Genomic DNA, 12,250 nt, shown 5'->3' with positions numbered 1-12,250 from the left:
GAAAAAGGGTGAATTTAATACAGGGTCAAACCATCGGTGGATGCTACCAAATTATCACCCAACTGGCACAAGGGGAGTTTGGCAAGCCTTTCTTAGATCCACATCAGCATAATGTGATTTACCGGGATATCAAGCTGGCTAATATTCGGCAAAGAACATCAGATAACAAGATAGTACTAATTGACTTTGGGGCTGTCAAACAAATTAGTACTCAGATGCCTAATTCTTAAGGACAAACACTTTTACCATAGCCATTGGTACTCATGCTTATATGGCAAGTGAACAAGTTAATCGCACTCTACAATTGAGCAGCGATATCTATGCAGTGGGAATTATTGGTATTCAAGCCTTGACAGGTGAATTTACGAGTATTGAAAATACTACTTAAGTACTGAAGGGGCAGGTATAACAGCAAAGTTCGTTCAATTTATGCGATCGCTACCAGAAATTCACTTCACTCTGCCTTGAAGGATTGCAGAGTATTTTTTGTAATATCTAAGCTTTCTAAACCTAACCCCTTTTTTCCGTTCATTTGATTCCCAACTCCACTTGTGTATATATTATGTAGCCTTGAGTATGAAAGAGGGTTTTGGGGTTAGGCTTTTGATTATTGAATCAATGGTCTAGACAATAGTGAAATTAGCGGTACTCAACGTCGTGGTATTTATTCCAGTCAGTGTTGCCAAAACTTCATCAGTGGCAGTGACGATAATTTTGTTACCATAAAAACTGAGTTGACCGAAGCTCAGACCACCAGACAATCCAATCAAGTCAGTACCTTTGGCGAAGTCAGTAATCTTATCACCACCTTGTGTTGCCGCCAAGATAAATATATCTTTGCCATTGCCACCTGTGAGGATATCCTTACCAAAACCACCAGACAATCTGTCATTACCATTGCCGCCATCAAGGATATCTTTGCCATTACCGCCAACTAGGATATCGTTACCATTACCACCCAAGAGGGTATCATCACCATTGCCGCCATTGAGGGAATCTCTGCCATTGCCGCCATTGATGTAGTCATTACCAGGAGTGCCGTTTATATGGTCGTTGCTCTTGCCACCAAAAAGGCGAGCGCCCACTTCCACAGTAACTTTAGCGGTACTAGTTAGTTGACCATCGGTGATGGTGTATTTAAAGCTAGCTGCACCACTAAACCCCCTAATTGGAGTAAATAGGATGAAGTCATCTGCCGAGTTATTGGGAGTGTGGTTATTTTTGAGTACCGCAGTCCCATTGGTTGCACCACTAACACCAGTGATTTTGAGACTGTTGCCATCGATATCGCTATCGTTTGCTAGCAGAGTGTTTACTTTAATAGAAAAGGCAGTATTTTTGGCAGTCGTAACAGTATCATGGATGGCGACGGGTGCGTTATTGACTGGTGTTTTTGTACCAAAGACTACATAGCTTTGCCCTGCACCATCAGATGCACCAGGTGCGCCAACAATCAAGTCGTCGATTTTATCCCCGTTGATATCACCAGCAGCGCTAACTGAGATACCTGAGACATCATTACCCTTAATACCATTGATGGCAAAGCCCTTGCTGGGGTTGAGTGTGGAGAGGTCGAGTGTGGAACCAAAGCCGCTACTACTGCCAAACACTACATAGCTCTGCCCAGCAGCAGATGAGGCAAAAGGTGCGCCGATAATAAGGTCAGCGATGCGATCGCCATTGACATCTCCAGCAGCGCTGACAGAGAAGCCTGAGACATCATTTTCATTAATGCCTTTGATAGCAAAGCCGTTGCTGCCGTTGAGGTTCGAGAGGTTGAGACTGGCATTAAAGCCACTACTGTTGCCAAACACCACATAGCTCTGTCCTGCACCAGAAGCAGCGTTGTATGCACCAATGATTAAGTCGTCGATGCCATCATTATTAACGTCTCCAGCATTGCTAACTGAGGCACCAAAGAAGTCATTGGCATTGCCATTAATGACAAAACCGTTGCTGCCATTGAGACTAGAAAGGTCGAAGTTCGCACTAAATGCAGTAGTGCTGCCAAAAACCACGTAGCTCTTTCCAGTACCCTGTGCGCCAATAATTAGATCGGCGATACCATCACGGTTAACATCCCCAGCACCACTAACTGAGTTACCTGATGAGTCGCTGCCATTGCCGTTGATGGCAAAGCCATTGCTGCCATCCAAGGATGAAAGGTCGAGGTTGGCACTAAAGGCTTTGGTGCTACCAAACATCACGTAGCTTTGCCCTGCACCCGATAAGGCACTGGGTGCGCCAATAATTAGGTCGTCGATCTTGTCACCGTTGATGTCACCGGCATTACTAACTGATGTGCCTGATGAGTCTGAGATTCCATCTGAGTTTCGCCCATTAATACCGTTAATGGCAAAGCCCTTGCTGCCATCCAGAGATGAAAGGTCAAGGTTGGCACTAAAGGCGTTAGTGCTGCCAAACACTACGTAGCTCTTTCCGGCACCTAAAGCTGCACCTGATGCACCAATAATTAAATCGTCGATTTTGTCACCGTTGATGTCCCCAGCATTACTAACTGAGTTGCCTGATGAGTCACTGGTATTGCCGTTGATAGTAAAGCCTGTGCTGCCATCCAGGGATGAAAGGTCGAGGTTGTTACTAAAGGCTTTAGTGTTGCCAAAAACTACGTAGCTCTTTCCGGCACCTGGTGCGCCAATAATTAGATCGTCGATGCCATCATGGTTGATATCTCCAGCATTGCTGACTGAGTTGCCTGATGAGTCACTGGCAATGCCGTTGATGGCAAAGCCGTTTTTGCCGTTTAGACTAAAGAGGTTGAATAATGGATCAGCCATGATTTTCTCGTATGTTTGTTGTTAGCAATGGACTAGATGTAAAATTTTTAAACGAATAACATTAGCATTGGATAAAAGTTAGGTTAAGCCAATTAATTTGAAATATTTTGTTTTTTTTATAATATTAGTGCTGTATAATACTGCCGATGCTTAGACATCATTGCTCAAAAAAGATGGTTAAGCGATCGCACTTTGATATATAAACAGCGATACACAGCTTATTTTTATTAAGATTATTCACCAATTTGAAATAAGCGTATTTTTCTCTAATGAAAAAAGTTACAAAAGAACACTAATCCCTACTATTAGTGATGAATAGATTGCCGCTTAAGACGCTTATGAGCGTACATTAATTCGTCAGACCTGGCAATTAGTTGTTCTAATGACATATTACTTTCTGGTGAGTAACGCTCTATTCCCATACTCATCGAAAGTTCATAGCTACGGTTTTGCTGTTGATTAAAGTTGGCAATATTTACTTGCAGATACGCTTGGATGCTATCAGCATCCTTAAAGTAGCTGGAGATGAAAACAATGAACTCATCTCCACCCAAGCGAGCAACAATATCCGAGTTCCGAAAACTTTGCTTGAGTAATCGACCAGCATCAACAATCAAGGCATCCCCCATATCATGACCAAGGGTGTCGTTAATCTGTTTTAGCCCATCTAAATCAATGAAAATCACCCAGCACAACAATCTCATGCGGTGAGCAATTTTCAACTGTTGTTCAGCCATCACGAAGAAGCCACGTCGGTTATGCAAACCTGTTAGATCGTCGGTCAGCGATAACTGCCTTCCTTCTATCTCTGATTGTTTACGGTTGCGAATTTCCTGAATGAGTTCCATCTGAGCGATCGCTTGCCGAGTTAAGCGGCGCAGTGCATCCAACTGCTGGTAACTTAGCTGACGAGGAACGGTGTCCATCACACACAACGTTCCTATTGGAAAACCATTAGGCGTAACTAGTGGCGCACCAGCGTAAAAACGAACCTTAGAATTACTTTTGACTAGAGGATTGTTCGCAAAGCGATCGTCCTTGATGGCGTTGGGAACTACTAATATATTCTCTGGTTGCAGAATAGCATGGGAGCAAAAAGCCGACTCTCTGGGTGTTTCTCTAACTTTTAGTCCAATGTTAGATTTAAACCATTGGCGATCGCTATCCACTAAGCTAATTAAAGCAATTGGAGTCTTACAAACATAGGCAGCAATAGCAGTTAGGTCATCAAATGCTTGTTCTGGTAGAGTGTCCAGAATATTGTAGTCTGTTAATGCTTTGAGCCTTTCTGCTTCATTTTTATATAGAGGAGTAGCTGACTTTTTCACAGATGAGTGTCCGAGCCTTAGCCAAGAAAGTCTGATACGCTGGAATTTTTGCAACAACCGCAGGGCTAACTCTCCAGCAACCAAGCTGCGTGATCTAAATATCTCTGCAACGAAAATCAACATTCGATTGAATATACAGAAATATTGTATTGCATGATGTTCTTCATGCCTTTGGTTTGCTCTGTTGTTCATATCACCCTAACTTCCACTGTGCAAATCCCCTGAGCATATAGATGCTTACAAGGTCTTCTACCCAAAGCCATGTTGAAAATTATCATTGTCAACTAAAAATTATCAAAACTTATCATACTGCCAGAGTTTCTATCAAAATGGGATATTTTTGAGACTGTTAATCTGTGTGGATGCAGAGAAATTCAGAGGGTTAGATTCCAGCCCTCGCAACTCTCTTCCGGGTCTGTTCTTTGCCAAAGGCTGCGCGAAGGAGAGCGCCAGACAATTAAGCAGACTGACGGCAAAAATAAAAATGTGCGATCAGTCCCGATGATCTCTGCGTAGATGGCTATTCTGATTGGCTTTAATCTCTAATTTTTCAAAAGCCATAGTCGGTTTAACTAAAACCAAAATATCACTAGCTTTTTTGGGGTGGGCAAAATTTTTGCTTTGATTCATCTACCACTTGCACAAAAATTATTCTGGTTGCTTAATTCTGTTTTCAGTAACTTGGATTTATAGTAATTAGTTTGGTATAAAGCAGCGATTGATACGGTTTTAGTAATCGGTTTCAGCTTTGATCCTTGATAGGAAAGTAACATAAGCCGTAGAAAACTTATCAACAAATTCTGCCAATGGATAAATTTTACCCAAACTAAAATTGCTAATTTTACTCAGATAAAATTGCACACAACATTAGTAATGCTGCGTCATCTTTACTGTGCAGAGATGAAGTTACAGTTTTTAGCACAATAATAATGGAGAAAGTAATGATTACCGAAGAAGACTTAGCTCAACAATTTACCCTTATTATGGAGCAATCTCACCCGACAGCATGGGAATTACTACGCAACTGCTATATAAAAGTGCTAAATTCTAGCTTAAAAGGAGCGTATACTGCTCATGGCAAACATATTAGGATTTACTGTCCTGACAGACTGATTGCTGCTGTAGTAGCAGAAAAAAATTTACTGATAGAGGTGGCAGAATCTCTGGGTCTAGTTGAAGTTGTTTGCCTGAATGCGACAAATCTGTTGCACGACCCCAAATCGCAGATTAGGAAGGCTTATCCTCAATTGTGGTTAGATTTGATGTGGATTGTTACACAAAAGCAAGAATTATGAAACCTAGAATTAGTCTTTATACGACTCTAAAATCCCACTGCGAATCATTAGTTGTGGCCAAAACAACACAAAAAATCCCATCCACATCACTATAGGGATAGAGACGAGAATGGTTAGCCAAATAGTTTTAAATAGTAACCAGCTACCAGTTATCAGTGTTACACCTGTGAGAACTATAGACCAGGGCTGACACCACCAAGGTTTGTAGTTCCAAGGACTTATAAGCTTTTCTTCGGACATTTGTTTTATTTAATAAAACTCCAAATTTACCTTTGACCATTTTTAGGGTAAACGATCTACTAGGGTTCCAGAGTTGAACGCGTTGGCTTTGCCCACCGCAGGTATCGCTATCAATATTATCAAGGTTTTGGTAATATTCTTCAGAAATATAGGAATCCGGTTTGATTCCTGTTCGCGCAGCGTGGCGTAGCCATATTTACTTGCGTAAATTGGGAATTGGGAATTGGGAAGAAAAGAAGGATACATCCGTACTGAATCTTGTTCAAAAATCAAATAGGAGTCCTATATAACAGTACAATTCAGATCAATTTTGGTTATTGTCCACCTCCGTAGACTCAGAAAAAATTAACAAGGGGATTTTGCCCCTTGTTATTAACCCATATAGGTGGGTAAAGCCTTGTATATAAGCTTTTAACTACTTAGGAAAGCACTGCTGCTTCTAGCTTATCGGCTCTGTTCTTCAAGATGGTTGGTAATTCGCTGCTGAACGCTTCACCTTCAACCACTTGCGATCGGAAACCATCTGGCCCAACTGGAACGTCACCCGTGATGGTGGTGCGATAGAGGACGCGCTCAACTTCTAGATGATCCAGATCCTGTGGGGCTAAATGCGAGGTGGCGCGGTTATCCCAGAAGGCAATGTCGCCATTGTTCCATCGGAAGCGAGTGGTGTAGGCAGGCTTGGTGATTTGGTTGAAGAACAACTCAAGCAGCAGGTCGCTTTCTTGTCGTGACACGTCAAGAATGTGTGAGGTAAAACCAGGATTGACGTACAATGCTCGTTCGCCTGTTTCAGGATGAACACGTACTACTGGGTGGATTGAAACCAGTGGATTGGCAGCAATGCGCTGGGCAATTTTGCTATTGCTGGGCAGATTCAAACGCGCATTGAAGCGATGTTCAGCTTTCAATCCGTCTGCAAGCGCCCGTAGGGGCGCTGATAGACCCTCGTAGGCTGCGACCAAATTAGTCCACTGTGTGTCACCACCAAAACTAGGAACGTTAACTGCACGCAAAATCGATGCCGCAGGTGGGTTGACAACTGCTGTCACATCGGTGTGCCAGCGACTCTCGTAACTGGAACGCCGTAGACCATTGCGTCGTTCGTAACGGCTGCGGTCAATTGGCAGGATTTCTGAGAAACCTTCTATCGGCTCATCTTCGTGGGGATGTGCGTAGGTCACTTCGCCAAAACGAGCCGTGAATGCAACCTGTGCAGCATGATCGATGTTCTGACCACGAAAGAACACGACTTTCCACTTCAATAGCGCTTGACGAATTTCTTTAACTGCATCATCGTGCAAAGGACGTGAAAGGTCTACGCCACTGATTTCAGCACCAATGAAACCAGCTACCTGTTTGACTTCAATGTGTTTGTTAGTCATCTGAATTCTCCATAGTTTAATTCATAGGGCGGTGTTCGCACTCGTCCGTTTCCTTTGCTATGTTGTTTGCATTTTATGCCTACATTCCAAAGGAAGCGATGCCTACGCCTACGCATTTGAAAATATTATACGCTAAATCTATCGATTTGCAGTAGTATAAAAATAGAATTTTAAAGTGCCTAACCATCTGCACCCTGTAGGCTTGCTACAGATGACTTTGGGCAACTTAGTCTTGCTCTAATTCCCCTCTTTTTTAAGGAAGATTAGGGAGGATCAAGCCTTGATCTCAACGTAATTATGTCGTGCATTTAATTGGTACAATTAGGGCAGACAAGATGTCCACCCCACAAGAGATTTATACTCTACCCCGTTTTTTTAATTACGAATTATTCGTTAAACATTTCCAACAACTGCGCTTCGCTTAACTGTGTAATTCCCAAAGAGAGCGCTTTTTCTAATTTAGAACCTGCATCTTCTCCTACCACCAAATAATCTGTTTTTTTACTCACCGAATCAGTTACTTTCCCACCAGCTTTTTGAATCAAAGCCTTTGCCTCATCTCGCTTTAGGGTTGGTAATGTCCCTGTAACTACAAAAGTTTTACCTGCAAACTTTTGATTACCATCACCAACTGTTTTTGTTTCTTCTGGGGCAGTTAATTGTAATCCTTCTGCTTGCAAGCGTTCTATCAACCTTTGGTTGGCATCAATCCGAAACCACTGGTACACAGATTGGGCAATTTCAGCACCGATACCGTAAATTCCTTCAATATCTGATTGCTTTGCGGTCGCTAACTGTTCTACGGTGAAATATTTCTGAGTCAACAATTGGGCATTTACACTCCCAACGTGACGGATGCCTAAACCATACAATACCCTTGACCAAGGTTGATTTTTTGATTGAGCGATCGCATCAATCAATTTCTCTGCTGACTTTTGCCCCATCCTTTCTAATGCACATAACTTTTCTGCTGTCAACTCATATAAATCGGCAACGGAATGCACTAAAACTTTATCAACGAGTTGATGCACTAGCTTTTCGCCTAAACCTTTAATATCCAAGGCATCACGACTTACCCAATGTTCAATAGAACCTTTGAGAATCGCTGCACAGGAAGCATTGACGCACCGAGTTACTGCCTCACCTGATTCTCGCACCACTGCTTGATCGCAGACAGGGCAATGGGTGGGCATAACGAAGGGTTCAGTGTCAGCAGGACGGAGTTCTTTGAGTACCCTCACGACTTCTGGAATGATTTCTCCAGCTTTGCGGACAATAACAGTATCCCCAATGCGGATATCTAATTGAGCAATGCGATCGCTATTGTGTAAAGTCGCGCGAGAAACTGTTGTCCCCGCCAGTTGTACAGGGCGCATCTCAGCTAACGGCGTTAACGCCCCAGTTCGTCCGACATTTACAGCAATATTTTCCACACGGGTAGGTGCTTCTTCGGCGGGGTACTTTAACGCGATCGCCCAGCGAGGAAATTTCTGGGTAAACCCTAGCTGTTCCTGAAGTTTAAAAGAATTTAGCTTTACTACCACCCCATCAGTCATATAGGGTAAATTCAAGCGTTCCGTATCCCAATATTCATAATATTTTGCCACTTCTGCGATCGAGGCACACAATTTATGGTTTGGGTTCACTTGAAAACCCATCTTTTCTAACAACTCCAACGCTTCCCATTGGGTATTGGCAATACTGGTGTCATCTCTACCAGAAATATGCAGAGTATAGCCAAAGAAAGCTAACCGCCGTTTAGCGACAATGCGCGAGTCTAGCTGTCTGAGTGTACCTGCTGCGGCATTCCGGGGATTAGCGAATAATTGCTCACCGGCTTTTTGCCTTTCCTCGTTGATTTGTTTAAATACTTCCAACGGCAAAAACGCTTCGCCTCGCACTTCCACCCTTTCTAGAATTTCTAACCCTTCAAAATTTAAACGTAAGGGAATTGAGCGAATTGTCCGCACATTTTGGGTGATATCTTCACCTGTCACGCCATCACCCCTAGTTGTCCCCCTAACTAGAATGCCATCTTGGTAGGTAAGAGCCAAAGCAGAACCATCAATTTTCAGTTCAGTGACATATTCCACCGAATCTATTTTCGGTACTTGTCGCCGCCAGCGCTGATCCCACCCTTGCAACTCATCAATATTAAACGCATTTTCCAGACTGTACAGAGGGATATTATGCCGCACCGAAGTAAACTGCGTTGCTGGTTTCTCACCCACGCGCTGAGTCGGGCTATCGGGTGCTGTCAACTCTGGATATTGAATTTCTAGTTGTTGTAATTCTCGATATAGCTGGTCATAGACTGCATCCTCCATAATTGGAGTATCTAGGACGTAATAAGCATAGCTGGCTTGTTGCAATAACTGGCGCAATTCTTCTGTGCGCTTTACTTCCGGCTTAATCTGTGTCATTAGAACAATTACAAAATATCTAGGAATAAAATTAAAGATAATGAAGCCTATTGTTTGGATAGCCGCGACTAACCCGTGAAATCAAGGCTTTCATGAATAAATCTTTTATATTATATTCTACCCAAATTGGATGTCTTGGTAGGCGATCGCTACAACTAGGGCAAGGAAGTACCGGATATCTTTCGGCAACTTTCATTAATAGTGATGCCAATACGGTTTGGTTGAGGGAAGAGACGCGATAAATCGCCGTCTCTACAAAGGACTGATTATTGTAAATATGGTGATTTATCGCGTCTTTGCGATCTATAACTTTCATCAAAAAACCTTATTCGAACCGTATTAAGAGTGATGCGATCTTGATCGTTCCTATCTCAGAAATATAGATCAATAACCATAGAACCCATTCTTATTGGCTGGATAAATAAGATGCTTTTAAAGTTAATATAAATGTATTTTGTACTAAGCTTATTTGAGTTCATGTTCTTCTCAACGAGTTAAAATACTTGTTCTTTAAAGTGTAAGAAAGTGCAAAGCACAAAATAGAGAGTATTGCGCCTTTAATTAGCTATTACGGGCAGAAAATAGCTGAACCTACATAGTAAAGTTATGCAAAAGATATACAAATAAAAGTTCGGTATTCTGAATTCAGGAATCATCTGTAAATCTTGGGTATCCACAATTGTCAGCATCGCTACCTGGGTATTGCATAAAAAATAAATGCAAACCTATTTAGTCAGTGCAACCCAAATTTACATTTTTATTTTACTAATATGTTCATACGTTCTTTAACATTTACTGCCTCTAGCGCAGCGTTACTTGCAACTTTAGTCAGTTCTGCTTTTGCCGCTCCCATTAACTTTGCTAATAGTGAGACAAACACAAAGGTAATTGCTCAAAATGTTGCCCAATTACAGAGAACTCCTGATGTCAGAAGACAAGCGATCGCTAACGGACAAGACCGATACGCCGCCATTTGGGTCAAGTCTGGTAGTGGGGCTTGGGAAGCGCGGCATGGATTAACCTCAGCCCAATATCAAGCTACTTTTGACAAACTAGTTGGCGAAGGATATCGCTTGGTTGATGTCAGTGGTTACAGTGTGAACGGACAAGGCCGATACGCTGCTATTTGGGTCAAGTCTGGCGGCCCTGCTTGGCAAGCGCGACATGGATTAACCTCAGCCCAGTATCAAGCTACTTTTGACAAACTGGTTGGTGAAGGATATCGATTAGTTCACGTTAGTGGTTATGCTGTGAACGGACAAGCCCGATACGCAGCTATTTGGGAGAAGTCTGACGGCCCTGCTTGGCAAGCGCGACATGGATTAACCTCAGCCCAGTATCAAGCTACTTTTGACAAATTAGTTGGTGAGGGATATAGGTTAGTTGATGTTAGTGGTTATGCTGTCAACGGACAAGACCGATACGCGGCTATTTGGGTGAAGTCTGGTGGCCCTGCTTGGGAAGCACGACATGGATTGACTTCATCTCAGTATCAAGCTACTTTTGACAAATTGGTTAGTGAAGGATATCGATTAGTTGACGTAAGTGGTTATGATGTGAACGGACAAAACCGATACGCCGCTATTTGGGAAAAGTCTGGTGGTTCAGCTTGGCAGGCGCGACATGGATTGACTTCGACCCAGTATCAAGCTACTTTTGACAAACTGGTTGGTGAAGGATATCGATTAGTTGATGTAAGTGGCTATTAGTAAAACATCTCCAATTATCATTGCACACCGAGGCGCTAGCGGCTATCGTCCAGAACATACTTTAGCTGCTTATGAATTAGCGATCGCATTGGGTGCTCATTATATTGAACCTGATTTAGTTTCCACCAAAGACGGTGTTTTAATTGCTCGTCACGAAAACGAGATTTCAGAAACCACCGATATTGCAAAGCATACAGAATTTGCTCACCGCCAAACCACCAAAATAATTGATGGCGAATCAAAAACTGGCTGGTTTACTGAAGATTTTACCCTGGCAGAACTGAAAACACTAAGAGCCAAAGAGCGAATTGGACAACTGCGATCGCAAAATACCGCTTATGATGGACTCTTTGAAATTCCTACGCTACAAGAAATCATCGATTTAGTGAAGCGTAAAAGTGCCGAAATTAATCGTGCGATCGGCATTTATCCAGAAACAAAGCACCCAACTTACTTTAAATCGATTGGGTTAGCCCTAGAACCACCTCTACTTGCAACTTTAACAGCCAACGGTTATGAGGGCGCTAATGCACCTGTTTTCATTCAGTCTTTTGAAGTGAGTAATTTACAAGATTTATCTACAAAGACTGATTTACCTCTGGTGCAATTGCTGAATAACACTGGTAAACCTAATGATTTTGTCGTTAGTGGCGATGAACGCACTTATGCAGATTTGGTCACTGCATCAGGTTTAAGGGAAATTGCTAAATATGCACAGGCGGTTGGGATTCATAAAAATTTGCTGGTTCCTAGAGATAGTAGTGGTAAATTGCGTAGACGCGGAGCGGCTTGTCGCCAGACATCGCCTACATCTTTAGTCACTGACGCTCATGCGGCTGGTTTGCTGGTTCATGTCTGGACTTTCCGCAATGAAGACTACTTTTTGCCACTGGATTTTCAAGGAAATCCCCAAGAGGAATATGAACTATTTTTCAGCTTAGGTGTTGATGGCGTATTTAGCGATTACCCGGATACGGCTTCTACTGTGAAGGAAAATCTTCGGTTGTAAACCTTGTTCTTCGTAAAAGTTTTAGTCATGAAAAATTAGATTCCCGACTTCTTTAAACAGTTG

Annotated in this window: 12 protein-coding genes; 4 read left to right on the top strand and 8 right to left on the bottom strand. The window is 42.6% G+C overall.

Annotation, left to right across the window (positions count from 1 at the left end):
* Positions 1-8 precede the first annotated feature (8 nt).
* The gene (locus V7K69_RS33050; RefSeq protein WP_442936217.1) at positions 9-230 is read left to right on the top strand and encodes a hypothetical protein; all 222 of its coding nucleotides are present in this window, start codon (positions 9-11) and stop codon (positions 228-230) included.
* Between the two features lie 393 nt (positions 231-623).
* On the opposite strand, the gene V7K69_RS31665 is transcribed toward V7K69_RS33050, so the two are convergent.
* The 3 genes from V7K69_RS31665 to V7K69_RS31655 all read right to left on the bottom strand — a co-directional run bounded on the left by V7K69_RS31665 (position 624) and on the right by V7K69_RS31655 (position 4,756).
* On the bottom strand, positions 624-2,798 hold the full coding sequence (locus tag V7K69_RS31665) for a beta strand repeat-containing protein (RefSeq protein WP_335042036.1): 2,175 nt from the start codon (positions 2,796-2,798) through the stop codon (positions 624-626).
* 305 nt (positions 2,799-3,103) lie between these two features.
* Positions 3,104-4,318 (bottom strand): sensor domain-containing diguanylate cyclase, encoded by a 1,215-nt coding sequence (locus V7K69_RS31660; protein WP_335042034.1) that lies wholly within the window; start codon positions 4,316-4,318, stop codon positions 3,104-3,106.
* 300 nt (positions 4,319-4,618) lie between these two features.
* Entirely contained in the window at positions 4,619-4,756 is a 138-nt protein-coding gene (locus tag V7K69_RS31655; protein ID WP_335042032.1) for a hypothetical protein, read from the bottom strand.
* 311 nt (positions 4,757-5,067) lie between these two features.
* On the opposite strand from V7K69_RS31655, the gene V7K69_RS31650 reads away from it, so the two are divergent.
* Entirely contained in the window at positions 5,068-5,421 is a 354-nt protein-coding gene (locus V7K69_RS31650; RefSeq protein WP_335042029.1) for a hypothetical protein, read from the top strand.
* A 9-nt stretch (positions 5,422-5,430) separates the two neighbouring features.
* Here V7K69_RS31650 and V7K69_RS31645 read toward each other — a convergent pair whose 3' ends face one another.
* From V7K69_RS31645 to V7K69_RS31625, 5 genes are all read right to left on the bottom strand, one after another.
* Entirely contained in the window at positions 5,431-5,661 is a 231-nt protein-coding gene (locus tag V7K69_RS31645) for a DUF6737 family protein (protein ID WP_335042027.1), read from the bottom strand.
* Between the two features lie 42 nt (positions 5,662-5,703).
* A complete protein-coding gene (locus V7K69_RS31640) occupies positions 5,704-5,934 on the bottom strand; it encodes a hypothetical protein (protein ID WP_335042025.1) in 231 nt (76 codons plus the stop codon).
* Positions 5,935-6,080: 146 nt separating this feature from the next.
* Positions 6,081-7,046 carry a TauD/TfdA dioxygenase family protein gene (locus tag V7K69_RS31635; protein ID WP_335042023.1) on the bottom strand — a complete coding sequence of 322 codons (966 nt, stop codon included), beginning with the start codon at positions 7,044-7,046 and terminating at the stop codon, positions 6,081-6,083.
* A 386-nt stretch (positions 7,047-7,432) separates the two neighbouring features.
* Positions 7,433-9,469, bottom strand: coding sequence for an NAD-dependent DNA ligase LigA (gene ligA, locus V7K69_RS31630; protein WP_335042021.1), 2,037 nt, complete (start codon positions 9,467-9,469; stop codon positions 7,433-7,435).
* Positions 9,470-9,500: 31 nt separating this feature from the next.
* Positions 9,501-9,785 (bottom strand): hypothetical protein, encoded by a 285-nt coding sequence (locus V7K69_RS31625; RefSeq protein WP_335042019.1) that lies wholly within the window; start codon positions 9,783-9,785, stop codon positions 9,501-9,503.
* Positions 9,786-10,239: 454 nt separating this feature from the next.
* Between V7K69_RS31625 and V7K69_RS31620 the strand changes: the two genes are divergently transcribed.
* Together V7K69_RS31620 and V7K69_RS31615 are read left to right on the top strand one after the other, a co-directional pair.
* Complete coding sequence (locus tag V7K69_RS31620) at positions 10,240-11,178, top strand: hypothetical protein (RefSeq protein WP_335042017.1); 939 nt, start codon at positions 10,240-10,242, stop codon at positions 11,176-11,178.
* Positions 11,168-12,187, top strand: coding sequence for a glycerophosphodiester phosphodiesterase (locus V7K69_RS31615; RefSeq protein ID WP_335042016.1), 1,020 nt, complete (start codon positions 11,168-11,170; stop codon positions 12,185-12,187). The genes V7K69_RS31620 and V7K69_RS31615 overlap by 11 nt, the downstream gene beginning before the upstream one ends.
* Positions 12,188-12,250: the final 63 nt, after the last annotated feature.

The sequence above is a fragment of the Nostoc sp. genome, assembly GCF_036917775.1.
Classification (GTDB): Bacteria; Cyanobacteriota; Cyanobacteriia; order Cyanobacteriales; family Nostocaceae; genus Nostoc.
This window is presented reverse-complemented; position numbering and strand designations above follow the sequence as displayed.